The organism is Colwellia sp. MB3u-41, assembly GCF_014076845.1.
Lineage (GTDB): Bacteria > Pseudomonadota > Gammaproteobacteria > Enterobacterales > Alteromonadaceae > Colwellia_A.
Window position 1 is genome coordinate 184,584 of the sequence record NZ_JACGUT010000058.1, and the last position, 25,845, is coordinate 210,428.

Genomic DNA, 25,845 nt, shown 5'->3' on the forward strand with positions numbered 1-25,845 from the left:
CGGCGAGATATTAACTAACCTAGGAACAAGATACAAGTGTTTAACGTAATATCTTGTTCATTTGCTTATTATTCAACCGTCTTGGTAGTATTTTCGCTAACAAGCAGTTTTTACAGCATCAGCAATGATATTCGCTAGATCGGTAACTTCAGTTAATTCAGGTCCTTCAACCATCACACGGATCAAGGGCTCTGTTCCAGATTTACGCAATAAAACGCGCCCACGACCAGAAAGTTTTTCATTAACATTATGAACAGCAGACACGACATTCTGTGCAGTTAGCGGGTCATTATCACCGGTAAACTTAATATTAACTAAAACTTGCGGTAGTTTTGTCATACCTTGACGAAGTTCATGCAATGTTTTATCGCCACTACAAACAGCCGTTAATACGTTTAACGCCGCAATAATGCCATCACCCGTCGAGGTGTTTTTTAAATTTATAACGTGACCTGAGTTTTCTGCGCCCAATTGCCAGCCTTTTTTGTTCAGCATTTCGGTAACATAACGGTCGCCTACTTTACTACGAGCAAAAGGTATCCCCATATCGGCTAGTGCTATTTCTAGCCCCATATTACTCATTAGCGTACCTACAACACCACCACTAATAACGCCACTTTGTAAATCGTTTGAAGCGATAACGTAGACACACTCATCACCATCAAGTACATAGCCTGTGTGGTCAACCATCATCAAACGATCACCATCACCATCTAAAGCAATACCTAAATCAGCTTGATGCTCAACAACAGCCTTACTGATAGCGTCCATTGACGTTGCGCCACAGTGATCATTGATATTAGTACCATTAGGAGAAGTGCCAATTTCAATCACTTGGGCACCTAGTTCACGAAAAACATTAGGTGCAATATGATAAGTTGCCCCGTGAGCACAATCGACGACAATCTTGTAATTTTTTAATGAATATTGGCTGGGGAAGTTACTTTTACAAAATTCAATATAACGACCCGCTGCATCTTCAATACGCGTTGCTTTACCTAATTTTGCAGATTCTACACAGCCCATTTCTTTATCTAACTCTGCCTCGATAGCCAGTTCTACATCATCAGGTAACTTCTCACCATTTTGTGAGAAGAATTTAATGCCGTTGTCGTAAAATGGATTGTGTGAAGCACTTATAACAATACCTGCTTCAGCACGAAAGGTTTTGGTAAGATAAGCAATGCCAGGCGTTGGCATTGGCCCCAATAAGCCAATATCAATACCCGCAGCAGAGAAACCAGCCTCTAAAGCAGACTCAAGCATATAACCAGAAATACGGGTGTCTTTACCGATTAATACTTTTTTAGTGCCCTGTGCGGCAAGTACACGACCAGCGGCATAACCTAACTTCATCACAAATTCTGCGGTGATGGGATATTGCCCTACTAGGCCTCTTACGCCATCAGTTCCAAAATATCTTCTTTCTGACATTTTATTTGTCCTTTATATTTACTTTATTAGTATGTTTAATGATTATTTATTTATATGGGTCGCATGCAAAACTTTTAGTGCATCTACTGTTTCTTTCACATCGTGAACACGAATGATTTTCGCCCCTTGCTGAGCAGCAATAATCGCTGTAGCTAAGCTACCGGCTAAGCGTTCACTAACGTCTCTATTAAGCAAGGAACCTATCATCGACTTTCTTGATAAACCTGCTAATAACGGTAGACTTAAAGCGTGAAATTTAGCCATATTAGCCAATAAACTATAATTTTGTTCTAATGACTTTCCAAATCCAAAACCTGGGTCTAAAATAAGCCTAGAAGCGCTAATGCCGGCTTGTGTACAGGCTAGAATACGTTGTTCAAAGAATGTTGATATATCTGTAATTAAATGCTCATATTGAGGGTTATGCTGCATTGTTCGTGGTAAACCTTGCATATGCATCAAACAAATAGCCACACTTTGATCTTGCGCTAACACATCTAGACAACCGTCGTTTTGTAATGCTCGAACATCATTGATAATACTGGCACCATGGGCAATTGCTTCTGCCATTACCGATGATTTACTCGTATCGATAGAAACAACAACATTGAAACGTTTATTAATGGCTTTTAATACAGGGATAACGCGACTTAACTCGTCTTTTTCAGTAACATCTCTAGCCCCTGGGCGAGTTGACTCACCACCTATATCGATGATGGCGGCACCATCAGCTATCATTTGTTCAACTTGATTTAATGCCAGATCGATACGAGAGAATTTTCCACCGTCAGAAAACGAGTCTGGGGTAACATTTAGAATGCCCATAACTTGCGGAGTTTCTATATCAAGGAGGTGTTGACCGCAACGTAGATTTTTCAACAAAATTTTTGCTCTTTATTATTCTTATTGTACAAAATTTTATTTTATAAAAAACAACTGACTGAAATAAAAGAAAATTAGTTTTTATAAAATAAAGCCTCGTTAATCGAGGCTTTATTTAGTAGGTGTTATTCAGCAGAGGCGTCACTAGGTTTGTCTAGATCCGGCGTGGTTTCTTTTTTATCAGAAGACGCATTACTATCGGCTTTTGGTGGTTTTTTTGAGCTAGAATGATTATCCCACTCAGCCATCGGTGGACGAACTTCTCTGCGTTCCATCAAGTCATCAATTTGTTTTGCATCAATTGTTTCATAATGCATTAACGCATCTTTCATTGATTCTAAAATGTCACGGTTTTCATTTAATATTTTTTCTGCACGTTGATAATTACGGTCAACAAATGCTTTAATTTCAATATCAATAGATTGTGCCGTTTCATCAGACATATTTAACGATTTAGATGATGAACGACCTAAGAATACTTCACCTTCCTCTTCAGCAAATAACATTGGGCCCATTTTTTGTGAGAAACCCCATTGAGTTACCATTTTACGAGCAAGTTGCGTAGCACGTTCGATATCGTTCGATGCACCGGTAGACACTTTTTCAAAACCATAAATCATTTCTTCTGCAATACGACCACCGTAAAGTGATGAAATATTACTTTCTAAATGCTGTTTACTGTGGCTAAACCTGTCTTGCTCTGGTAAATACATCGTTACACCTAAAGCACGACCACGAGGTATAATGCTGACCTTGTAAACGGGGTCATGATCTGGTACTAAACGACCAACAATAGCATGCCCTGCCTCATGGTAAGCTGTCATGGCTTTTTCTTCTTCGCTCATAACCATCGAACGACGTTCAGCACCCATTAATATTTTGTCTTTCGCTTTTTCAAACTCATCCATTGATACCGTACGACGAGCAGAACGTGCAGCAAATAGAGCAGCTTCATTAACTAAATTAGCTAAATCTGCACCTGACATACCCGGTGTGCCTCTAGCAATAACTGATGCTTTAACATCGTCACCTAATGGAACTTTACGCATATGAACTTTAAGTATTTGTTCACGACCACGAATATCTGGCAAACCAACCGTAACTTGACGGTCAAAACGCCCAGGACGTAATAATGCAGGATCTAATACATCAGGACGGTTAGTAGCGGCAATCACAATCACGCCTTCATTACCTTCAAAACCATCCATTTCTACCAGCATTTGGTTAAGTGTTTGTTCACGTTCATCGTGACCGCCACCCATACCTGCCCCACGTTGGCGACCCACTGCATCAATTTCATCAATAAAGATAATACAAGGTGCTGATTTTTTAGCTTGCTCAAACATGTCACGTACACGAGATGCGCCAACACCAACAAACATTTCAACAAAATCAGAACCTGAAATAGTAAAAAATGGTACTTTAGCTTCACCAGCAATAGCTTTAGCTAATAAAGTTTTACCTGTACCCGGTTGTCCAACAAGTAATACACCTGAAGGGATACGGCCGCCGAGTTTCTGAAATTTAGTCGGTTCTTTCAAATAATCAACAAGCTCTGAGACTTCTTCTTTCGCTTCGTCACAACCTGCGACATCAGCAAAAGTAGTTTTAATTTGGTCTTCGCTTAATAGTTTAGCTTTAGATTTTCCAAAAGACATCGCACCTTTGCCGCCACCACCTTGCATTTGACGCATGAAGAATATCCACACTCCAATTAACAAAATCATTGGAAACCAAGAGACAAATATAGTAGTCAGAAAACTAGTTTCTTCAGGTAATTCACCAGAAGCATTAACACCTTGTTTAACTAGGTCGTTAATTAAATCACGATCGAAGCCGCCAGGAATAACAGTAACAAAGGCTTCGCCACTTCGTTTTGTACCTTTGATAACACCGTTACGATCAACTTTAGCGTCACGAATCTGTCCTTGCCGAACATCAGTAATGAAACGTGTATAATCAACTTTTTGATCTGTATTGGTACTTGGAGTGAATCCTTGGAATACCGACATTAACACAACCGCTATTACCAACCATAAAATAAGATTTTTTGCCATATCGCTCAACTTAATGACCTCTTGTAACTTTGAATGAACTTTTACTTAACCATTAACTAGCACAGATAAACGGTTAGTTCTGAAACCAACCTAAAAATTTAAGCTGATGTGATGTAATTTACTATAATTTATCGCTAGGAGCTATTTAAATCCGGTAGCAACTAAATAAACTTCTCGCGAACGTGCCCGCGATGAATCTGGCTTGCGAGTTTTTACTGTCTTAAATGCACTTCGTAAATCTTGTATAAACTGCTCAAATCCTGCGCCTTGGAAGACTTTAACAACAAAAACGCCATTTTTCTTTAATACCTGGTTACACATATCTAATGCCAATTCAACAAGATACATACTTCTTGCTGCATCAGCACTGTCATTGCCTGTAAAGTTTGCAGCCATATCAGACATCACAACATCGATATCTTTACCACCAATACGTGTTAATAATGCATCAAGTACTGGCTCCTCTCTAAAATCACCTTGCAAAAAATCAACACCTGCAATGGGGTCCATTGAAAGAATATCACAAGCGATGATTTGTCCAATGTCACCGACTGCTTTAACAGCATATTCAGACCAACCACCGGGTGCTGCACCTAAGTCGACAACTTTCATCCCTTTTTTGATCAACTTATCTTTATTATTTATTTCTTCAATTTTAAAGTATGCCCTAGAGCGCACTCCAAGTTTCTGAGCCTTTTTTACGTACTCATCATCAAAATGCTCTTGCATCCAACGGGTACTACTATTACTTAATTTCTTTTTACTCATTAATATAACTTAATTAATTTGTTAATAGTGCAAAACCATTTAACGTTTTATTAGTATTACAGAGTAGATGGAGGTAAAATAGTATTAATTCAAGCTAACTTGTAACGAAAATTGTTAATGAGCCTAAATAAAAAACAAATACAGTACTTAAAAGGTCTTGCGCACCCATTGAAACCAGTGGTTTTATTGGGTAACAACGGCTTAACAGAGGCAGTAGTTGCCGAAATTGATTATTCTTTAAATCATCATGAATTAATCAAAATTAAAATTCCGACTGATGATCGCGATAGTAAAGCATTAATTGTTGAAGCTATTTGTCGTGAAACTGCATCGATTAAAGTTCAAGTTATTGGTAAAACGTTAATTATTTATCGCCAATCACCTGAAAAGAAAATAAGAGTACCGAAAATTTAATCGCTACATTCTTATATCAAAGAGCTTCGGCTCTTTTTTTATGTCTAAAATTTATCTTAATCAATTTTGGCTACAGGTACTACATTATTGACATCTAAATTAGCGAAGCCTAATATGGTGATTATCAAGGCCAGATGTTAAAAATACATAATTATGGCTATTTTAATCATTAAGGTTGATTACATGTTAAAAACGATACCGGAACTCATATCGGAAGTCCGACGCAGTATTCAAACGACTACTGCAAAAGATGCTTATTTATTACCACAAAAAAGCAGCTTATTCATTGATGTGCGTGAACCCCAAGAAGTTACCGATAGCCCTGTTCTAAATTCAATCAATGTACCACGTGGTATTCTAGAGATGAGTATTACAAACCACACCACTGACGAAAATCAGCACATTTATCTCCACTGTGCCACCGGTGGTCGTGCAAGCCTTGCTGCAGAGCAATTAACACGTTTAGGTTATAAAAATGTTTGGGCTATTATTTGCCCGCATAATGATGTGTGTACAGCACAAAAAAAAAGTTAACTCAGCAAAACTAACGATATTGCATTACCCAAAATAAAAAGGCGAGATAAAATTAATTATCTCGCCTTTTGCCCTTTATTAAAGGTAATTATATTGTCAGTTTTGCTTTATTTAACACTAAGATTTGTTCGCCAATACCACTGACATTTAACAAGTCTTCTACTGACATAAATTTTCCATTTTCATCTCGGTACTTGATGATTGCTTCAGCTTTTTTGACACCTATACCCTTCAATAAAGATAAGGTTTCAATATCTGCATGGTTGATATCAATACGCTCATCAACTTGTTTCATATTTAGACTGAGATCGTTACTACGCGTATTTTCAGCAACACTTAATGAAGAAAAAATAAATATTAAGCAGGTCAGCAAAACTTTTGAAATTTTTATCATGATCCTTTCCTTTTGTTGTCGTTTCCATTACGCCTCGAAAAATAAAAGTTAATATTTAATTAATGAGACGTTAATAGTTTTAGGATCGAATCTTGGTTTTGTCAATTAATCACAGTAAAAACTTTATGCTAACCCAGTGATGCGTTTATAGACTGTAAAACCTGCTGCGGATTCTCAGCTTGAGTAATCGGTCTACCAATCACTAAATAATCAACGCCAACAGCAACCGCTTGCTCTGGTGTCATAATACGTTTTTGATCATCAGAGGCAGCACCTACAGGTCTTATTCCTGGTGTGACAAGTTTAAAATCCTGACCTAATGCTGATTTAAGAATTTTTGCTTCTTGTGCTGAGCAGACAACACCATCAAGGCCAGCTTCTTTTGTCAACTTTGCTAGAAGCATCACTTGCTCGGCTGGCGTTCGCGTAATACCTAAGCCGAGTAAGTCTTCTTTACTCATACTGGTTAAAACAGTGACAGCAATAAGTAATGGGGCTTTTTCACCATATTTTTCTAATGCTTGTTTAGCTTTACTCATCATTTCAAGACCACCGCTAGCATGAACATTAACCATCCACACCCCCATCTCTGCAGCAGCGGTTACCGCTTTTGCTACGGTGTTAGGAATATCATGAAACTTTAAATCTAAAAAGACATCAAAGCCACGACCCGCTAATTCTTTAACAAACGCAGGTCCAAAATGAGTAAACATCTCTTTGCCTACTTTCAACCGACAGTCGCTTGGATTAATTTTATCAACAAATGCTAATGCATCTTCTTTATTATCAAAATCTAGGGCAACAACTACTTTTGCGTCATTCATACTCATTCCTTAATTCTTAATTCTTAATTCTTTAATAATTTTTGAGTTCAAAATCCTAAGGTTCAAGAGCAAAGAAAAAGCACAGAGCTGACGAAAGTCAGTGAGTACTTTTGAAGACGCTATTGAGTCTTGGGCGAAGAAATCGGTAATTATTCTCCTTCAAGGCCCCGCACTGGTTTTAATTGTTCCCAGTCATGACATGAGGGACAAGCCCAGTAATGTTTACTGCTATTAAAGCCACAGGTTCTGCAACTATATCGAGGTTTTAAATTCAAATAGGCGGCGATTAATTCTTTAATCATATCTAAATTTTCAGTATTATCTTTTTCGGTAGAGTTAACCATTTGCATTTTGATAAAGTGCTTAAAACCTTTAATGGTTGGACGTTTTTTTAGCGCTAATAAAATAAATTCTTTTGCTTTTTCATTACCGTACTTAGCTTCAATATGACTCAAGTATTTAATTAATGCACTAGAACTACCTGTTTCATCATAAACTTTTCTAATAAATTTAAAATATTCATCGTCTGCATCTAACTGATGATAACAGTGTTGCATTTCATTAATAACATCAGGAAAGAATTCCTTGTCTTGAAGGTAGATGTCTTGATAGCATCGACAGGCTTCATTATATTGTTGATGCTTTTCGTAAATTCGAGCTAATAACCAATTTGCACGACAAGAATTAGCATCATAAGCTAAAGCCAGTTCTAATAGCTCAATCACCTCAATAAAGTTATCTTCTTCTAAAGCTATTGTCGCCAATTCACAATAAAAATTAGCCAAATTATGGAGAAGTTTTTTATCTTTTGTTTTTACTATCGCTTTTTTATGACTAATACCTTTTGTCCAATCTTTCGTTGATTGATAAATTCGCATTAAATAATCAAGGGATTTTAAGCCATAATGTTTCGATTTAAGGAGTTTTTCAAACATGGTTTCAGCGCGATCGTATAAACCGGCACTAAAAAAATCTTTACCTAACTCATAAGCTGCCTGTTGTTTATCTTTAGCGGGTAAATGTTTTTGTCTGACTAAGTGCTCATGCACTTTTAAAGCACGGTCGAGCTCACCACGACGGCGAAATAAATTGGCCATAGCAAAATGTGCTTCAACGGTATCATCCTCAACGTTAAGCGCTTCGAGTAAATAATCGATAGCTTTATCTTGTTGATTTGATAATAAGTAATTTAAACCTGTAGAGTATTTTATCGATAAAGCTTGCTTAGCTGAATGATCATTTTGCTTAACACTATTACGGCCCATGAACCAGCCATAGCCCATTGCAACAGGAAGTAATAAGAACAATAGTTCTAACATATAATTTTACACTGATTCTTTAGAAGATGACTTTTTAGGTTTTATCATTCGAACAAACTTCCATAATAAAGCAAAGAGTAATCCAAGTAAAAAGCCTAAAGTGGTAAATAAACTTACAGCTGTAGCAACTGATAATTCAGTTCGGGCGATAAGATAATTCAACGTTAACGTCTGCTCATTTTGACTGCCAAAAATAAAAGTGATGACTAATAAGATGAAAAGTAAAAACGCTGTAATATAAATACGCACAATAAGTTACCTATGATGAAAATTAAATTAAAAAAAACGGCATACCATTACAGCATGCCGTTTTATTGATAATTTATCAATTACGCGATTGAAAGGTTTACTCTTTCACGTAACTCTTTACCGGGTTTAAAATGAGGAACGTATTTACCTTCCAACTCGACAGATTCGCCAGTTTTAGGGTTACGTCCAACACGAGGAGCACGAAAATGCAATGAAAAACTACCAAAACCACGAATTTCAATACGTTCACCTTTTGACAAGGTTTGCGCCATCATTTCTAAGATTTCTTTAATAGATTGTTCAACATCTTTCGCTGATAAATGACTTAATTTATCGGCTAATCTTTCAATAAGTTCAGACTTGGTCATTTGACCTCCTGTGTTCACTGGTTTGAAATACTTTCTTACCAATGGATTTTAAACGAAGAGAAGTGATATATTTCAAAAACTTCTCACCTTCAAGTGACTAAATTAGTTCTTAGCGTTTTTAAACGCTGCAGCCATTGCACTTAAACCAGTTTCTTCAACTTGATTTAGGTTATCCATAGCTTCACGTTCTTCTGCTTGGTCTTTAGCTTTGATTGATAAGCTAATAGCACGGTTCTTACGATCCACACCCATAAACTTAGTTTCAACACTATCACCAACTGATAGTTCAGTTGACGCATCTTCGATACGCTCACTAGAAATATCAGATACACGTAAGTATCCTTCAACGCCTTCAGCTAATTCAATTTTAGCGCCTTTAGCATCTACTTCGATAACCTTACCTGTAACAATAGCACCTTTCTTAGTATCTGCAAGGTACTGATTAAACGGATCATCTTCAGTTTGTTTAACACCTAAAGAAATACGTTCACGCTCTGGGTCAACTTGTAATACAACAGCTGAGATTTCATCGCCTTTCTTATATTCACGAACAGCTTCTTCGCCGCCAGCCCATGAGATATCAGATAAGTGAACAAGACCATCAATACCGCCGTCAAGACCAATGAAGATACCAAAGTCTGTAATTGACTTGATCTTACCTGATACTTTGTCGCCTTTGTTGAAGTTCTTAGCAAACTCTTCCCAAGGGTTAGCGATACACTGTTTAAGGCCTAAAGAAATACGACGACGTTCTTCGTCAATTTCTAATACCATCACTTCAACCGTATCACCTAAATTAACAACTTTAGATGGGTGGATATTTTTGTTAGTCCAATCCATTTCAGAAACGTGAACTAAACCTTCAACGCCTTCTTGAATTTCAACAAAACAACCGTAGTCAGTTAAGTTAGTTACACGACCAGTAAGTTTAGCGCCTTCAGGGTAACGCTTAGCGATTGCTACCCATGGATCTTCACCTAACTGCTTCATGCCTAGAGATACACGAGTACGCTCACGGTCAAATTTCAATACTTTAACTTGTATTTCATCACCAACATTTACGATTTCACTTGGGTGCTTAACACGCTTCCAAGCCATATCTGTAATGTGTAGCAAACCATCAATGCCGCCTAAGTCTACGAATGCGCCGTAGTCAGTAAGGTTCTTAACGATACCTTTAACTTCTAGGCCTTCAGCTAATGACTCTAACAATGCATCGCGTTCTACGCTGCTTTCAGATTCGATAACGGCACGACGAGAAACAACTACGTTATTACGCTTTTGATCAAGCTTAATAACTTTAAATTCTAATTCTTTGCCTTCAAGGTGAGTTGTATCGCGAATTGGGCGAACATCTACTAATGAACCCGGTAAGAAAGCACGAATATCGCTAACTTCAACCGTGAAACCACCTTTAACTTTACCGTTGATAACACCGATAACAGTTTCTTTTTCTTCGTATGCTTTTTCAAGCACTTGCCATGCTTCGTGACGTTTTGCGTCATCACGAGAAAGAATCGTTTCACCGAAACCGTCATCTGTAGCTTTAAGAGAAACGTCAACTTCATCGCCAACGTTAACATCAACTTCGCCAGCGTTGTTTTTAAACTGGTTAATGTCAATAACACTTTCAGATTTAAGGCCAGCATCAACAATTACATTGTCTTTGTTTATGGCTACGATAGTACCCTTGATGATTGAACCAGGGCGTGTTTCGATTTCTTTTAAACTTTCTTCAAATAGTTGTGCGAAATTTTCAGTCATAACTTGCATATAAACTCAGTTATTAATCCAGTCAACATCATTGTTTCATGGGGTTATTAAATAGTTGCCCAGTGCATCCTTACAGTAGGCTATAGGTTAATTTTGAAGCTAACAAGCTTCGTTTACGTTAACTTACCATTGGCAAATGTTAAAATTTTAGTAACCACTTCATCAATAGAAAGGTCAGTAGAATCAACAATTAACGCACCTTCTGCTGCGATAAGTGGAGCGACCGTACGGGTCTCATCACGCTCATCACGCTGACGTATGTCATCCAGAAGGCGCCCGATTTTAACATCAAAGCCTTTGTCTTTCAACTGATTAAATCGTCGTTGTGCGCGTTCTTCTGCAGAAGCAGTTAAAAACACTTTGACTGGCGCATTGCTAAATACAACCGTGCCCATGTCTCGCCCGTCAGCGACAAGCCCAGGAGAGACTTTAAAAGCACGTTGACGACGTAAAAGCGCTTCACGAACGCGTGGAAAAGCGGCTATTTTTGAAGCAATAGCGCCAACTTCTTCTGTGCGTATGCTGTTACTGACATTTTCGCCTTCTAAAATTACTTTTCCATCACCTTTACTGGTTATTTCAAATTGCACATCTAAATGAGCAGCAATAGGGATCAATGACTCTTCGTCATCAAGCGTTAAATGATGATGCAAAGTTGCTACTGCAAGCACGCGATAAATAGCTCCGCTGTCAAGTAAGTGCCAGCCAAGTTGCTCTGCAACCAATCGTGCAACTGTTCCCTTACCTGCACCACTAGGTCCATCTATAGTTATTACCGGTATTTGTTCTATCATATTTTTATCTACATTAAAGCAAGTTAAAATTAAGTGAGTAACTTAATTTACGCTTGATTGAGTGTTAGTCCCACTTGGTTTGCTAAGGTGACAAAATTAGGGAACGAAGTCGCTACGTTGTCACACTCTAGAATTTTAATTTCGCCAGTAGCTCGTAATGAGCTAATAGCGAAAGACATGGCAATACGGTGGTCATCATGGCTATGTATAGTCCCTGATGTTAATTGCCCACCAACAATATCTATACCATCATCAAAAACGGTACAGTCAATATCTAATTCTTTTAAACCATCAGCCATTGCTTGGATACGATCGCTTTCTTTTACTCTTAACTCTTCTGCGCCACGTAAACGTGTAGTACCTTTGGCACAGGCTGCAGCAATAAATATTGCAGGAAACTCATCGATAGCAAGAGGAACATCGCGTTCATTAATATCAATGCCTTTTAATTGTGATGATTTAACCACAACATCGGCGACAGGCTCTCCGCCAGCCATACGTTGATTGATGATACTCAAATCACCATTCATTTGTTGCAAAATATTAATAGCACCTATGCGAGTTGGATTCATACCGACATTGCGAATAGTTAACTGCCCTTCTTTAGCGATTAAGCCCGCAACCATAAAAAAGGTTGCCGATGAGATGTCACCAGGCACTTGAATATCACAAGCCGTTAATTTATGGCCGCCTTCAATAGAGACTTTTTTACCTATAGCCGTATCTTCAACCGTCACTGGATAACCAAAGGCGTTCAACATACGTTCAGTATGATCACGCGTAATACCTGGCTCTGTTACAGATGTGATACCGTCAGCATAAATACCAGCAAGAAGTACGCATGACTTGACTTGTGCACTAGCCATGGGTAAGTCGTAATGAATTGCCTCTAAGGTTTGTTCTTCACCAATACCTTGAGAAATAACTGGTGGTGTACCATTTTCAGCCGCTGAAATATTAGCCCCCATTAATTTTAATGGATCGACCACACGCCCCATTGGACGTTTATTTAAGGAGCTGTCACCCGACATTTGCCAAGCAAAGCTTTGCCCGGCAAGCAACCCAGACATTAGTCGTATTGTGGTACCTGAATTACCAATATTTAACGCTTCATTTGGCGCAGTTAAACCATGTAAACCTTTACCATGAATGACAACATTTTGATTTTCGTCAGGACCTTCAATTTTTATGCCCATTGCTTTAAATGCATTCATCGTCGCTAAACAATCATCTCCAGGTAAAAAACCTGAAACATGCGTGATACCTTCAGCTAAAGAGCCGAACATAATAGAGCGATGCGAACATGACTTGTCACCCGGTACAATGATATCTCCAGATACTTTTCCGGCAAGGCCTGTGGTGATAGTTAATGTTTTTTTTGCTTGTAACATTTTTTTTCCATTAAATTAATTTTGTTTTATGGGTAAGGACATAACCTTACTTATTATTACTTGCTATTTTTAGCAGAAAAATCTTTCATAAAAGCAACCAAGGCTATTATACCCGCTAGCGGCATAGCGTTGTAAATACTCGCACGCATACCACCTACTATACGATGGCCTTTTAATGCCATTAATCCTTGTGCTTCAGCTTGCTTAAGAAACTCACTATTTAACGTTTCATCCGTTAACCAAAACGGCACATTCATCAAACTGCGAAATTCTGTTTCAATATGATTTTGATAAAAATCACTATTATCGATGTAACTATAGAGAAGATCAGCTTTTTGTTTGTTTATCTTTGAAATTTCTTTAACACCGCCACGCTCTTTTAACCATTCAAACACTAAACCGGCTAAATACCATGCATAGGTTGGCGGCGTATTATACATTGAATCGTTCTTTGCTAACACCTGATAATTCATGATCGACGGGGTTGTTAATCGAGCATTGCCTAATAAATCATTACGAACAATAACGATAGTTAGACCTGATGGACCAATGTTTTTTTGCGCGCCTGCATAGATAAGACCGAATTTTTTAACATCAACGTCATGAGATAAAATGGTTGATGACATATCAGCAATCAGTGGCACCCCATGAGTTTCAGGTATATCAAACATTTCGATACCGTCAACGGTTTCATTTGGACAATAATGTACAAAGGCAGCGTTGGGATTTAAACCCCATTTATCACTAGATAAAACATGCGTTTCGCCATTAACTTGACTCACAACATCAATACGCTTTATGTCACCATAGTGTTCAGCTTCTGTAGCCGCAGACTTCGACCAAGAACCAGAAATAATATAATCAGCTGACTTACCTTCAGGTAATAAATTAAAAGGGACCGCAGAAAATTGACCTCTACCGCCACCGTGACAAAACAGTACACTATAATTTTCCGGTATTGCCATTAGATCGCGTAAGTCAGCTTCGGCTTTTATTGCCACCGCCATAAACTCTTTACTACGATGACTGAGCTCCATGACAGAACTACCCGTACCTTGCCAGTTGACAAATTCCGCTTGTGCCTTTTTCATAACCTCTACAGGTAACATGGCAGGACCAGCACAAAAGTTAAATATTTGGGACATATACACAACACCTTCTATCAAAATTTTAAAAACGCTTGTCGATGCACTTGGTCAAACTGTTTTAATTATTTTCATTGGTAACATCAATTCGGTCAGCATTCTCTTGGGTAAAATAAGAACGCTCATCAAATGGAAATATGCTCCTGCATTTGCTTAATACCGTTCGTCCTGAACATAACAGCAAATATGCTCCTGCATTTGCTTAATACCGTTCATCCTGAACATAACAGCAAATATGCTCCTGCATTTGCTTAATACCGTTCATCCTGAACATAAAAAGGGCGGTAATTAACCGCCCTTTAAACTAAGTCTTTAGCAGTAACTATTCGTTATCGCCCTCATTGAGCTCTTCATCATCAGCTTCTGTCGAAGTACTTAACGTTTCTGTTGACTCTATAAGCTCTTGTGCATTTTCATCTAAATCTTCTGGAACGTCTTCAATTTCATCAATACGTTGCAATGCAACGACATGCTCATCTTCAACGGTTCGAATAATACGAACGCCCTGGGTATTACGACCAATAACACTCACTTCATTAACACGGGTACGTACTAATGTACCGTTATCAGTAATAAGCATAATTTCATCTAAGTCTTCAACTTGAACAGCACCAACAACAGGGCCATTTCGGTCGCTGACCTTAATAGAAACAACACCTTTAGTGGCGCGACTTTTCGCTGGGTATTCGGTTAACGCAGTACGTTTACCAAAGCCATTTTCAGTAATCGTTAATATTGGCCCATCGTTTACTGGCACAATAAGCGAAACAACTTTTTGATCGCCTTCTAACTTAATACCACGAACACCGGTACCAGTTCGCCCGATAGGTTTTAATGCCCAGCGTTCTTCACCTGTTTCAGGATCTAACTTGATTTCACCCGTTTCGCTATCACGAAGTTTTTCATTAAAACGAACAACTTTACCCGCATCTGAAAACAACATAATATCATTATAACCGTCGGTAATAGCAACACCAATTAAGGTATCGTCATCACGTAAGTTAAGGGCTATTATACCGTTAGCACGTTGATTTTTGTAGGCCGTTAGTGCTGTTTTCTTCACAGTACCTGATGCCGTTGCCATAATAATAAACTTGTCTTCTTCGTATTCACGTACTGGTAAAATTGCCGTAATACGTTCACCCGTATCAAGTGGTAAAATATTAACAATAGGTCGGCCACGCGCAGTTCGACTTGCGAGTGGTAATTGAAAAACCTTCAACCAATAAAGTTTACCGCGATCTGAGAAACACAAAATAGTATCGTGGGTATTAGCAATTAATAAACGTTCAATGAAATCTTCTTCTTTCATCTTAGTTGCTGCTTTACCCTTGCCACCACGGCGTTGTGCTTGATAGTCAGTTAGCACTTGATATTTAACGTAACCTTCATGTGATAATGTTACGACTACATCTTCTTCTGTGATCAAGTCTTCCATCGATAAATCATGCGAAGCGTTAGTAATTTCAGTGCGACGTGCATCACCAAACTCATCACGAATAGCTTCTAATTCTTCACGAATAATTTCCATTAAACGTTCAGGAGAACCTAGAATATGTAATAACTCAGCAATAATATCGAGTAATGCTTTGTATTCTGATAAGATTTTTTCGTGTTCTAAGCCCGTTAACTTATGCAAACGAAGATCTAATATTGCTTGCGCTTGTTGCATGGTTAAGAAGTATTGACCGTCTTGTATACCAAAACCTTCTTCAACCCATTCAGGACGTGCAGCGTCATCACCGGCAGCACTGAGCATCTCAGCAACATTACCCAAATCCCAACCACGAGCAAGCAATTTTTCTTTTGCTTCGCTAGGTGTAGGCGAGTTTTTAATAAGCTCGATAATCGGGTCAATGTTGGCTAAAGCAATCGATAAACCTTCAAGTAAATGTGCACGCTCTCGTGCTTTACGTAATTCAAAGATAGTACGACGAGTAACAACTTCACGACGGTGAAGTATAAACTCTTCAAGCATCTCTTTAATATTGAACAGTTTTGGTTGGCCATTCGTTAACGCCACCATATTCAAACCAAAAGAAACTTGCATTTGGGTAAGTTTGTACAAGTTATTTAAAACAACTTCGCCCACTTCACCACGTTTGATTTCAATAACCATACGCATACCGTCTTTATCAGACTCGTCGCGAAGGGCTGAAATACCTTCAAGGCGCTTCTCTTTTACTAGCTCGGCCATTTTTTCAATTAAACGAGCTTTGTTCACTTGATAAGGTAATTCATGAACAACAATGGTTTCTTTACCGGTAGTTTCATGAACTTCAATATCGGCACGGGCGCGAATTTTAATTTTGCCACGGCCAGTGCGGTAAGCTTCTTCAATACCCGCACGACCACTGATAATACCTGCGGTAGGAAAATCAGGACCAGGTATGTATTCTAAGATTTCTTCAAAGGTCAAATCACTATTTTCAATTAGCGCTAAACAACCGTTTATCACTTCTGTTAAATTGTGAGGAGGAATATTTGTTGCCATACCTACCGCGATACCCGAAGTACCATTCACTAATAAATTAGGAATACGCGTTGGCATAACAACCGGTATATGTTCTGTACCATCATAGTTAGGTACAAAATCTACCGTTTCTTTATCGAGATCGGCTAAAATAGCGTGTGCAATTTTAGACATTCTGATTTCGGTATAACGCATTGCTGCTGCAGAATCACCGTCAACCGAACCAAAGTTACCCTGACCATCAACGAGCATATAACGTAATGAAAATGGCTGTGCCATACGTACGATAGTATCGTAAACAGCAGTGTCACCATGTGGGTGGTATTTACCTATTACATCACCAACAACACGTGCTGATTTTTTGTAAGGTTTATTAAAGTCATTACCGAGTACATTCATTGCGAATAATACGCGGCGATGAACAGGTTTTAAGCCGTCTCGTACATCTGGTAATGCACGGCCTACAATTACGCTCATGGCGTAATCTAGATAAGAATTTTTTAGCTCATCTTCAATATTGACGGGTACAACATTGTTTGACAAATCGGTCATAAGTCGATGGTATCCCTTAACTTAGCAAGAATTTTGAAAGTTTTCTTCGAAATTATAATTATTAATTAACACAGCATACTATCATATTTTTAATGAGATGCCATACCGCTTTATTATCTTAAAAGTACTTAACATGGTAGCACTGAAAAGTCATTAATTTCCAAATGGTTATTTATTGTTCACCATTTTAACTCAACAGATATTATTGTGCTTTTTTTTGTTCAAATATACGGCGTTTCTCAATGGCTTTTTCAGTGATTGTTTTATCTAATATTCTCCCTTGTCCTAATAAAAAATAAATTTCCGCAATTACAAATAATGGTCCAATAAATAATTGGTTAAGATCATCAAAAAATGCCGGTTTTGCTTTTTCGTAATGATGACCAATAAATTGAATCACCCAGCCAATAATAAAGATACTTATTGCAATAATAAGGTGATGTTCTACTTTTACAACTTCATGAACACTCCACATTAACGGGCCAAACAAAATGAACGCCAATAACGCAAGAGGTAACGACAATATTAAATAATAAATAAACACCGCAATTGAAAGTATGGCGGCCAAAGTAAAGTTAACTTGTGCAACGCCTAAGTAGTTATTGATAAATAACGATTCAACTTCAAAGGATACACTGGCAAGTAATAAGGCAATTGACCAAATGATCATTGGCACGCCAATAAAGTGCGTATGAATATTTTTTCTGTTTAAGTGAACGCTTTTATAGCTAGACAGTTGTTCTATTACTGATTTCATTATTACCTCTTAGGATTTATCTCATCGTATTTGTTAAACAATAATTTATCTCTATAGCTACTCAACATCAAGATACAATTGCAACGCATTTTACGCTAAGTCGCATATTGTTCTATTGATTCAATTGCTCATAATAAAAAACCCTGCCGAAGCAGGGTTTTATTTATTAACATAAAGTGAACGGGTTGCCCCTTTCTTTAGATTATTTGGGTGTAGCTTGTAGATTTAATGTCATACCTGAAGCTGCTGAATAGCCGTAGACATCGACATACCATACACCTTTAGCTGGGTCGGTAAAGTTACAAGCTTCATTGTTACCATTTTTATAAGGACGACAATCATAAACAGACGTTGTTGACTGTTTACCTTGTGTTACATATAAATCTGCATCACCTGAACCACCTGAAAGTGTAACCGTTAGATCGGCATAACCATCTGCTAAGTCAAGGGTGTAACGTTTCCATGTTCTTCTTGCAACAGTAACATTATTAATTGTGGTATCAATCGGATTAATCGTATTACCACCACCCGTCGTAGGTTCAGTGTAACTACCCGTTAAACTAACACCGGTAAAATCACTATAGGCTTTAAGTCTTACGTAGTAAGTGCCACCTGCTTGCGTACTTGCACATGATTCAACATTACCTGATTTATAAGGGCGACAATCGTAAACACTGTCGGTTGGCTCAGCGCCAAACTTCACATATAAATCAGCATCACCATTACCACCTGTCATAGCAAAATTAATATCTGTTGCGCCAGCAGGTACTTCCATGGTGAAAACTAAATCATTACCCGTTGCAGCCGTTAGCTCAGTTTTAACCTGACCATTTTCAAGGACAGTATCTGGTGTTGTTCCACCACCACCGCCAGTGTCACCACCAGAGCCATCACATCCATTCGCGGTAATGTAATCGATCGCATCTTTAGTTTGGGCTAAACCATAACCAAATTTAACATCGCGACCCGCAGCACCTAAATCTTGTGCACTACTATTTAATACGTTACGAATCTCAACGTTAGTACAGCTTGGGTGATGACTCCACACCAAAGCAGCAACACCAGCAACATGAGGAGATGCCATTGAAGTGCCACTCATTTTGCCATAATTACCCGCGCCAATATTTATACTGGCGCTTAAGCCAATATTATTTTTCATTGCTGCGCCGTCCGTATCAGATACGGTCACACTTGGGATAGAAGTTGCGTTTGCGTCACCTAATGTACCACCAAAACTTCCTGGGGCATTGTTATAAAGAATTGCGCCTACACCTCCGCTATCTTGACAAGCTTTAACTTTATCGTAAAACGAAATATTGCCACGTTGAATTAAACAAACATTACCTGCAGCACCTGTATCTATAGTTTCACCCATGGCAAAGTCATAGAGAGAACCCGTTGCTTGACCCTGGTTTTCCATCGCATTAGCGGTATAACCCATATTAGCGACAGATACTTCAACGACTGAACCTGTACCTTCAGGGTAAATAGAATAAACATCAACGCCTGGTCCAGATATCTCTACTTGACTATTTTTTTGTGAAAAGTCAGCTAAGGCTTTATCACTGTCAACAGCAGCAACTGACATCACTGCATCGTAAGAAGCCGGAAAGCTTTCTAAATCAGTAGTTGCTGAAGCAACACCATCATTACCGGCTGCAGCTATAAGTAAAACACCTGCATCATAGGCTGCTTGAATACCATTTTGCTCGCTGGTACTTGAACCAGAACCACCTAAGCTCATATTAATAACGTCTGCACCGTTACTGACACAATCGTTAATAGCATTAACAAGTGTTGAAGAGTATCCCCAGCCCGCGGCATTAAAGACTTTTATTATGTGCAAATTAGGATCCGTGCCAATAACACCGCGAACGCCAATACCATTGTTAAGCGCGGCAATTGTTCCTGCTACGTGAGTACCGTGTGGACCACCTTGATTATACCAGTTACCTGTACCACTATTGTTTGTGCCCGTTATTGTGCCTCCTTGTGCACCCATGTCTTCATGAGGTAGGTCTAAACCTGAATCAATAATACATATTTTCTTACCGCCAGCGTTGGCAGAAGCAATCATATCGTCAACTTGATCGGCTTGAACCATGCCAATACCATAAGGCACTGTTTGTGCCATAAAGCGACGTGGTAAATCTTCTTCTACGTATTCGACATTATCGTCCATCGCTAAATTCATCGCTTGTGATGTAGATAGCTCAGCACTGATCATATTAACATCTGGAAATTCGGCTTTAACCTTGACCCGCAATTTCTTTAATTTTTCCTTAACGCCAGCAAGACGAACAAACGCGCTTTGGCTACCGATGAAACTAGTTGTTTGATTGCTGGCTGCTTGATTATTTGCTGCTTGCTTATATTTGATAATAAAGCGTTTAGGTAAAGGTGAACTGGTTACTTCAGATAATACATTATCTGCGTTTTGCATGCTAAGCGGTTGAGCAGCATAAAGTGCTGTCGATATTGATACCGACAATATGCTAGCAGTGGTCAATATTAATGATTTCTTTGTTATCTTATTCGACATCTATATTCCTACCTATTAGGTTAATTTTAATTATTATTTTGTTGGGGGGAATTTCAAATGAGAATAAATTGTCATTATCACAACAGGTCTGACCATAACATCAAGCTTTTATAAATTACAAGCAGGTTATTAAAATGTTAAATATAAAAGACAAAAAAAAAGCATTAATGAATTATAAAACAAAAATATATGATAATAATTTTTTTAGCTTAGCTTCAGTATAAAACAGTTAAATTGAGGGTGGTTGCAGCTGATAAAAGTCCGTAATGGTTAAGCTAATACCTATAGATAAAACATTGGTACGTCCTGTTTTGTTCAGCATTGAGTTATCTGCACAAGCCTATAACTTAAGCGCTTTTAACTAGGGCAAAAAACTAGGCTTTCAGCACTAGGCGTAGCCTAGCCTTTAGTTTAGAATTGCATGTAATAATTGATTAAAATGATGAAAATGTAATGTCGACAACCATCAACGATAAAACTGTTAACGTAAATGAAGAAGAAATCGCCAAATTTGAAAAGGTCGCCAGTCAGTGGTGGGAGCTTGAGGGTGACTTCAAGCCATTACATCAAATAAACCCGCTTCGCCGACAATTTATTTGTCAGCATGTTGGTGACATTTTTGGCAAAAAAATCATTGACGTTGGTTGTGGTGGGGGTATTTTAGTTGAGAGTTTAGCCAAACTTGGTGGCGATGTTACTGGGATTGACCTCGGTGAAGAGCCATTAAATATAGCGAGACTACACGCATTGGAAAGTGGTTTAAACGTTGATTATCAAAAAATTCCTGCTGAAGAAAAAGCGAATCAACAACCTCAAACATACGATATTGTTACCTGTATGGAAATGCTTGAGCATGTGCCTGACCCTGCTTCAATCATTGGCGCTTGTGCACAAATGGTAAAACCAGGTGGTTATGTCTTCTTTTCTACACTCAATAAGTCAATAAAGTCTTATTTGCTTGCTATCGTTGCCGCAGAAAAAATACTTAAGATAGTGCCTAAGGGTACACACGACCATAACAGTTTTATTCGCCCTGCTACATTAATAGGATGGGCTGAATCATTTGACCTTAATTGTATTGATGCCGCGGGTATTCATTACAACCCGCTTACAGAAAACCATAAGCTTATTTCATCTCTTGATGTAAATTACATTCTTTGTTGTCAAAAAATTTAAGTAAAGGTATTCGTTGATGCACAATAAAATTTCAGGCGTATTATTTGATTTAGATGGAACATTACTAGACACCGCTAATGATTTAGGCGCAGCACTTAACTATGTTCTTCGAAAGTATAACTTAGCGGAAGTAGCTCGTGAAGCTTATCGCCCAATCGCTTCTGATGGTGCTTTGGGATTATTAACACTGGGTTTTGCTGATGATTTAGATGCCTATGATTACGAGCAGTTGCGAGCAGAGTTTTTAGCTTTTTACGAAGACAACATTGCTGTTCATACTTGCCTTTACCCTGGGGTTACTGAATTGCTTTCAACGCTAAACGAACAGAAGATCCCTTGGGGGGTTGTAACAAACAAGCCAGAAGGTTTAACACGAAAGTTATTACCCCACTACCCTGAGTTCGAAAAATGCTTATCACTTATTGGCGGCGACACTTTTGTCAATAGAAAACCACACCCAGAGCCAATCCTTAAAGCCTGTGAAGAAATATGCGTCCCCAGCGAACAGTGTTTATATGTAGGTGACGCTTTACGTGATATTGAAGCAGGAAATAGCGCAAACACAACCACGGTTATCGCAAAGTGGGGTTATATCTTAGCGGGTGAGGATTGTAAAAACTGGCAAGCAGACTATCATGCTGAAACGCCATTAGCCGTATTATCGTTTATTAAATAACATATCGATGGAATTAACCGTTTAACCAGTAAATTATCAAGTGAGTTACCGATACATTAATAAAAAGCCACTGTTAAAGTGGCTTTTATTCGGTTCAGCTACATTAACGTATTGATAACGTAATGAGCTTGGCAGCGTAACGTTTGTTAATCAAGATGATCTGGACCAACACGTACCACCAACTTGCCAAAGTTCTCGCCTTTCAATAAGCCAATAAAAGCACTTACCGTGTTTTCAAGGCCTTCAACTCGGTGTTCTTTATGCTTTATCTCGCCAGCTATTAACCATTTCACCATTTGCTCACTAAACTCGTTGTAACGATGGCCATAATCATCAAAAACGATAAAACCTTGCATCTTAATACGCTTAACAAGAAGTGTGCCCATTAATAACGAAAGTCTGTCGGGTCCACTGGGTAATTCAGTTGCATTGTACTGAGAAATCAAACCACACACAGGCACGCGTGCACAACTATTTAATAGTGGCATAACTGCGTCGAAGACTTTTCCACCAACGTTTTCAAAGTAAACATCAATGCCTGATGAGCAAGCGGTTGCTAATTGCTCGGCTAGGTTATCGCTTTTATGATCTAAACAATCATCAAAGCCTAATGTTTCAACCGCATATTTACACTTAGTCTCGCCACCCGCAATGCCTATAACTTTACAGCCTTTTAATTTGGAAATTTGGCCCACTAGACTGCCAACAGCACCTGTTGCCGCAGCAACAACGACTGTATCACCTGCTTTTGGCTGACCAATATCAAGTAAGCCCATATAAGCAGTTAACCCTGGCATGCCTAGCACACCTAAGGCATGTGAAGGTTCAGCCATATTGTTATCAAGTTTAAGTAATTCACTGCCATTTATAACGCTATAATCTTGCCAACCACCAAAAGCGACAACCCAATCACCTTTTTTGTAATCGTTATGGTTTGATTCCTCTACTCGACAAACACTACCACCAACCATTACGTCATTTAATCCAACAGGGTCTGCATAAGACTTAGCATCACTCATTCGCCCGCGCATATAAGGGTCAAGTGAAAGAAACACAGTACGAAGCAATACTTCACCTGCGTTAGGTGTAGGTTTTTCGCTGCGCACAAGGCTAAAATTTTCAGCTGTAGGTGCGCCAAAAGGACGCGATGCCAAAGTCATTTGGCGATTGATATCCGTTGTTTGAGTCATATTAATTCCTATTATAAAGGGGCAAAGAAGCGATAAAGAAAGTGTGGTTAAAACAGGCTAAATCTGAAGTTAGCCTGTGTGATAGATAAAGCGGTGCGTGGATATTTTTAATTAAACAACGCACCGTTATACTTACAGTGCTTGAGTTAAAATTTCGCGGCTTATGTCTAAGGTAATATCGCCTTTTTCACCCAGTGCTGTCATACCATGTTGTGCTAATCGTTCAACCAGTAAATCAAGATCACTGCTACCAAGGTTTACGTCGGATAAACGCGTTGGTACTTGCATTTTCTCAAAAAACTGTTCAGTTAAACGAATAGCTTGATCAATACGCGTATTATCATCGCCTTCATTTATCTGCCAAACGCGTGATGCATATTGAAGTAATTTTTCACGTTTTTGCTCACGACGGACTTTCATTACGGCAGGTAACACGATAGACAAGGTACGTGCGTGGTCAATACCAAAGGCTCCCGTTAATTCATGGCCTATCATATGTGTCGACCAATCTTGTGGAACACCCGCGCCGATCAGCCCATTTAACGCCATAGTAGCCGACCACATGATATTAGCTCTAACATCTAGGTCATCTTTAGTTTCTGGAGCTAGTGCTTTGGGTCCCTCTTCAATCAAGGTTTGTAATAAACCTTCACTAAAACGGTCTTGCACTTTGCCATTAACATTATAAGTTAAGTATTGCTCAATGGTATGAACAAAAGCGTCAACAACACCATTACCAATTTGACGATCAGATAATGACAATGTCACACCGGGATCGAGTACAGCGAACAAAGGGCGGACTAAAGGACTAGAGAAAGGCAGCTTGTTGCCATTACGTGTTACTACAGAATTGCCATTACTCTCAGAGCCTGTTGCAGGTAAGGTTAATACCGCGCCAATAGGTAGTGCTTTAGTGAACGTTTGCTGTTTAGCGAGAATGTCCCAAGGGTCATCACCCTCAAATAATGCAGCTGCAGCAATAAATTTAGCGCCATCAACTACAGAGCCACCACCAACGGCAAGTAAATAATCAATTTTTTCAGCTTTAATAATAGTTTGCGCTTTCATTAAAGTATCGTAGGTGGGGTTAGGTTCAATACCTGAAAATTCAAAGTAAGTATGTTCTTTAAGCGCATCAATGACTTGTTGATAAACACCATTGCCTTTGATTGAACCACCACCGTAAACAATCAATACTCTTGCGTCTAATGGTATTTCTTTTGAAATTGTTTTAATTTCTTCTGGGCCAAAATTAATTTTAGTTGGGTTTTGAAAATTAAAATTTAACATTTATATGTCCTTAAGCGTAAAGAATTAAGTCGATTAGCTAAACAGGTTAGCTAACCGAGTTGTCTGTTCGACGAATTTATGCAGTAAGATGAGCCAGTAATTTCTCAGCCGCTAATGCAGAGCTTGCTGGATTTTGACCGGTAATAATAAGGCCATCTTGTACAGCAAAGGCATGCCAGTCTTGCGCCTTTTGGTATTCACCGCCACGCTTAATGAGTTCATCTTCGAGTAAGAAAGGTACAACTTCTGTTAATTGAACAGCTTCTTCTTCGCTGTTAGTAAAACCAGTCACTGCTTTACCTTTTATGGCAAAATCACCTGAGGCTTCTTTAACATTCAATAAAGCTGCACTGGCGTGACAAACAGTAGCAACGGCTTTATCTGCTTTGAGAAAACTCTCAATCAAATTGATTGAGTCAGTATTATCAGTAAGATCCCATAATGGACCATGACCACCTGGATAAAAAACAGCATCAAAGTCAGCTTCGTTAATTGAAGACAATTTTACTGTTGCAGCAATTTTAGCTTGCGCTTCATTGTCTGCGTCATAACGGTCTGTAGCCGAGGTTTGAAAATCTTCGAGTGTACTTGTTGGGTCAATAGGTGCTTGACCACCTTTAGGGGTCGCCAGTGTTACTTCAACACCCGCATCGATAAAAGCGTAATACGGGGCTGCAAATTCTTCAACCCAAAAACCTGTTTTTTGGCCTGTGTTACCAAGTTCATCGTGTGAAGTAAGTACCATCAATATTTTTTTAGTCATTATCATTCATCCATTTATAAGTAAGTGAGTATAAGTTGAGTGTGTTTCTATTTTCTATGCCCGTAGTATATGCCTAAGAA

At 38.6% G+C, this 25,845-nt stretch carries 23 protein-coding genes; 4 read left to right on the forward strand and 19 right to left on the reverse strand.

Annotated features, from left to right (window positions below):
- Positions 1-96: 96 nt before the first annotated feature.
- The 4 genes from glmM to rlmE form a co-directional block, all read right to left on the reverse strand.
- The gene (gene glmM, locus H4J73_RS06220) at positions 97-1,434 is read right to left on the reverse strand and encodes a phosphoglucosamine mutase (RefSeq protein WP_182223803.1); all 1,338 of its coding nucleotides are present in this window, start codon (positions 1,432-1,434) and stop codon (positions 97-99) included.
- Positions 1,435-1,476: 42 nt separating this feature from the next.
- Positions 1,477-2,259 (reverse strand): dihydropteroate synthase, encoded by a 783-nt coding sequence (gene folP, locus H4J73_RS06225; protein ID WP_182181448.1) that lies wholly within the window; start codon positions 2,257-2,259, stop codon positions 1,477-1,479.
- Positions 2,260-2,441: 182 nt separating this feature from the next.
- A complete protein-coding gene (gene ftsH / locus H4J73_RS06230; protein WP_182181340.1) occupies positions 2,442-4,382 on the reverse strand; it encodes an ATP-dependent zinc metalloprotease FtsH in 1,941 nt (646 codons plus the stop codon).
- A gap of 132 nt (positions 4,383-4,514) precedes the next feature.
- On the reverse strand, positions 4,515-5,141 hold the full coding sequence (gene rlmE / locus H4J73_RS06235; protein ID WP_182181341.1) for a 23S rRNA (uridine(2552)-2'-O)-methyltransferase RlmE: 627 nt from the start codon (positions 5,139-5,141) through the stop codon (positions 4,515-4,517).
- Between the two features lie 117 nt (positions 5,142-5,258).
- On the opposite strand from rlmE, the gene yhbY reads away from it, so the two are divergent.
- The gene (yhbY, locus tag H4J73_RS06240) at positions 5,259-5,555 is read left to right on the forward strand and encodes a ribosome assembly RNA-binding protein YhbY (protein WP_182181342.1); all 297 of its coding nucleotides are present in this window, start codon (positions 5,259-5,261) and stop codon (positions 5,553-5,555) included.
- A gap of 183 nt (positions 5,556-5,738) precedes the next feature.
- Positions 5,739-6,089 carry a rhodanese-like domain-containing protein gene (locus H4J73_RS06245; protein WP_182181343.1) on the forward strand — a complete coding sequence of 117 codons (351 nt, stop codon included), beginning with the start codon at positions 5,739-5,741 and terminating at the stop codon, positions 6,087-6,089.
- 88 nt (positions 6,090-6,177) lie between these two features.
- Here H4J73_RS06245 and H4J73_RS06250 read toward each other — a convergent pair whose 3' ends face one another.
- The 12 genes from H4J73_RS06250 to H4J73_RS06305 form a co-directional block, all read right to left on the reverse strand.
- Complete coding sequence (locus tag H4J73_RS06250) at positions 6,178-6,483, reverse strand: helix-hairpin-helix domain-containing protein (protein ID WP_182181344.1); 306 nt, start codon at positions 6,481-6,483, stop codon at positions 6,178-6,180.
- A gap of 128 nt (positions 6,484-6,611) precedes the next feature.
- Positions 6,612-7,313, reverse strand: coding sequence for an orotidine-5'-phosphate decarboxylase (gene pyrF, locus H4J73_RS06255; protein WP_182223804.1), 702 nt, complete (start codon positions 7,311-7,313; stop codon positions 6,612-6,614).
- A gap of 143 nt (positions 7,314-7,456) precedes the next feature.
- Complete coding sequence (lapB, locus tag H4J73_RS06260; protein ID WP_182181346.1) at positions 7,457-8,626, reverse strand: lipopolysaccharide assembly protein LapB; 1,170 nt, start codon at positions 8,624-8,626, stop codon at positions 7,457-7,459.
- Between the two features lie 6 nt (positions 8,627-8,632).
- The gene (locus H4J73_RS06265; RefSeq protein ID WP_182181347.1) at positions 8,633-8,875 is read right to left on the reverse strand and encodes a lipopolysaccharide assembly protein LapA domain-containing protein; all 243 of its coding nucleotides are present in this window, start codon (positions 8,873-8,875) and stop codon (positions 8,633-8,635) included.
- A gap of 80 nt (positions 8,876-8,955) precedes the next feature.
- A complete protein-coding gene (gene ihfB / locus H4J73_RS06270) occupies positions 8,956-9,261 on the reverse strand; it encodes an integration host factor subunit beta (protein WP_310649663.1) in 306 nt (101 codons plus the stop codon).
- An 84-nt stretch (positions 9,262-9,345) separates the two neighbouring features.
- Positions 9,346-11,007 (reverse strand): 30S ribosomal protein S1, encoded by a 1,662-nt coding sequence (rpsA, locus tag H4J73_RS06275; RefSeq protein WP_182181349.1) that lies wholly within the window; start codon positions 11,005-11,007, stop codon positions 9,346-9,348.
- 122 nt (positions 11,008-11,129) lie between these two features.
- On the reverse strand, positions 11,130-11,810 hold the full coding sequence (cmk, locus tag H4J73_RS06280; RefSeq protein WP_182181350.1) for a (d)CMP kinase: 681 nt from the start codon (positions 11,808-11,810) through the stop codon (positions 11,130-11,132).
- 47 nt (positions 11,811-11,857) lie between these two features.
- Positions 11,858-13,201: a 3-phosphoshikimate 1-carboxyvinyltransferase gene (gene aroA / locus H4J73_RS06285; protein ID WP_182223805.1), complete on the reverse strand. Its 1,344-nt coding sequence runs from the start codon at positions 13,199-13,201 to the stop codon at positions 11,858-11,860.
- Positions 13,202-13,257: 56 nt separating this feature from the next.
- A complete protein-coding gene (serC, locus tag H4J73_RS06290; protein WP_182181352.1) occupies positions 13,258-14,346 on the reverse strand; it encodes a 3-phosphoserine/phosphohydroxythreonine transaminase in 1,089 nt (362 codons plus the stop codon).
- Positions 14,347-14,668: 322 nt separating this feature from the next.
- Positions 14,669-17,371, reverse strand: coding sequence for a DNA topoisomerase (ATP-hydrolyzing) subunit A (gyrA, locus tag H4J73_RS06295; protein ID WP_182181353.1), 2,703 nt, complete (start codon positions 17,369-17,371; stop codon positions 14,669-14,671).
- Between the two features lie 202 nt (positions 17,372-17,573).
- On the reverse strand, positions 17,574-18,128 hold the full coding sequence (locus tag H4J73_RS06300; protein WP_182181354.1) for a DUF962 domain-containing protein: 555 nt from the start codon (positions 18,126-18,128) through the stop codon (positions 17,574-17,576).
- A 202-nt stretch (positions 18,129-18,330) separates the two neighbouring features.
- Positions 18,331-20,670 (reverse strand): S8 family serine peptidase, encoded by a 2,340-nt coding sequence (locus tag H4J73_RS06305; RefSeq protein ID WP_182181355.1) that lies wholly within the window; start codon positions 20,668-20,670, stop codon positions 18,331-18,333.
- 453 nt (positions 20,671-21,123) lie between these two features.
- On the opposite strand from H4J73_RS06305, the gene ubiG reads away from it, so the two are divergent.
- Positions 21,124-21,846, forward strand: a complete 723-nt coding sequence (gene ubiG / locus H4J73_RS06310; RefSeq protein ID WP_182223806.1) for a bifunctional 2-polyprenyl-6-hydroxyphenol methylase/3-demethylubiquinol 3-O-methyltransferase UbiG — start codon at positions 21,124-21,126, stop codon at positions 21,844-21,846.
- 16 nt (positions 21,847-21,862) lie between these two features.
- Positions 21,863-22,522, forward strand: coding sequence for an HAD family hydrolase (locus H4J73_RS06315; RefSeq protein WP_182181357.1), 660 nt, complete (start codon positions 21,863-21,865; stop codon positions 22,520-22,522).
- A gap of 146 nt (positions 22,523-22,668) precedes the next feature.
- Here the strand turns inward: H4J73_RS06315 and H4J73_RS06320 are convergent, their stop codons facing one another.
- From H4J73_RS06320 to H4J73_RS06330, 3 genes are all read right to left on the reverse strand, one after another.
- A complete protein-coding gene (locus H4J73_RS06320; RefSeq protein WP_182181358.1) occupies positions 22,669-23,712 on the reverse strand; it encodes an NADP-dependent oxidoreductase in 1,044 nt (347 codons plus the stop codon).
- Positions 23,713-23,844: 132 nt separating this feature from the next.
- A complete protein-coding gene (locus H4J73_RS06325; RefSeq protein ID WP_182181359.1) occupies positions 23,845-25,002 on the reverse strand; it encodes an iron-containing alcohol dehydrogenase in 1,158 nt (385 codons plus the stop codon).
- A 76-nt stretch (positions 25,003-25,078) separates the two neighbouring features.
- Complete coding sequence (locus H4J73_RS06330) at positions 25,079-25,765, reverse strand: type 1 glutamine amidotransferase domain-containing protein (protein ID WP_182223807.1); 687 nt, start codon at positions 25,763-25,765, stop codon at positions 25,079-25,081.
- Positions 25,766-25,845: the final 80 nt, after the last annotated feature.

Coding starts and splice junctions, on each gene's coding strand:
- H4J73_RS06305 (WP_182181355.1), bottom strand. CDS start 20,670: ATGTCGAATAAGATAACAAAGAAATCATTAATATTGACCACTGCTAGC.
- H4J73_RS06330 (WP_182223807.1), bottom strand. CDS start 25,765: ATGACTAAAAAAATATTGATGGTACTTACTTCACACGATGAACTTGGT.
- aroA (WP_182223805.1), bottom strand. CDS start 13,201: ATGTTACAAGCAAAAAAAACATTAACTATCACCACAGGCCTTGCCGGA.
- serC (WP_182181352.1), bottom strand. CDS start 14,346: ATGTCCCAAATATTTAACTTTTGTGCTGGTCCTGCCATGTTACCTGTA.
- yhbY (WP_182181342.1), top strand. CDS start 5,259: ATGAGCCTAAATAAAAAACAAATACAGTACTTAAAAGGTCTTGCGCAC.
- rpsA (WP_182181349.1), bottom strand. CDS start 11,007: ATGACTGAAAATTTCGCACAACTATTTGAAGAAAGTTTAAAAGAAATC.
- H4J73_RS06245 (WP_182181343.1), top strand. CDS start 5,739: ATGTTAAAAACGATACCGGAACTCATATCGGAAGTCCGACGCAGTATT.
- gyrA (WP_182181353.1), bottom strand. CDS start 17,371: ATGACCGATTTGTCAAACAATGTTGTACCCGTCAATATTGAAGATGAG.
- H4J73_RS06315 (WP_182181357.1), top strand. CDS start 21,863: ATGCACAATAAAATTTCAGGCGTATTATTTGATTTAGATGGAACATTA.
- H4J73_RS06325 (WP_182181359.1), bottom strand. CDS start 25,002: ATGTTAAATTTTAATTTTCAAAACCCAACTAAAATTAATTTTGGCCCA.
- lapB (WP_182181346.1), bottom strand. CDS start 8,626: ATGTTAGAACTATTGTTCTTATTACTTCCTGTTGCAATGGGCTATGGC.
- cmk (WP_182181350.1), bottom strand. CDS start 11,810: ATGATAGAACAAATACCGGTAATAACTATAGATGGACCTAGTGGTGCA.
- rlmE (WP_182181341.1), bottom strand. CDS start 5,141: ATGAGTAAAAAGAAATTAAGTAATAGTAGTACCCGTTGGATGCAAGAG.
- pyrF (WP_182223804.1), bottom strand. CDS start 7,313: ATGAGTATGAATGACGCAAAAGTAGTTGTTGCCCTAGATTTTGATAAT.
- folP (WP_182181448.1), bottom strand. CDS start 2,259: ATGGGCATTCTAAATGTTACCCCAGACTCGTTTTCTGACGGTGGAAAA.
- H4J73_RS06320 (WP_182181358.1), bottom strand. CDS start 23,712: ATGACTCAAACAACGGATATCAATCGCCAAATGACTTTGGCATCGCGT.
- glmM (WP_182223803.1), bottom strand. CDS start 1,434: ATGTCAGAAAGAAGATATTTTGGAACTGATGGCGTAAGAGGCCTAGTA.
- H4J73_RS06250 (WP_182181344.1), bottom strand. CDS start 6,483: ATGATAAAAATTTCAAAAGTTTTGCTGACCTGCTTAATATTTATTTTT.
- ubiG (WP_182223806.1), top strand. CDS start 21,124: ATGTCGACAACCATCAACGATAAAACTGTTAACGTAAATGAAGAAGAA.
- H4J73_RS06300 (WP_182181354.1), bottom strand. CDS start 18,128: ATGAAATCAGTAATAGAACAACTGTCTAGCTATAAAAGCGTTCACTTA.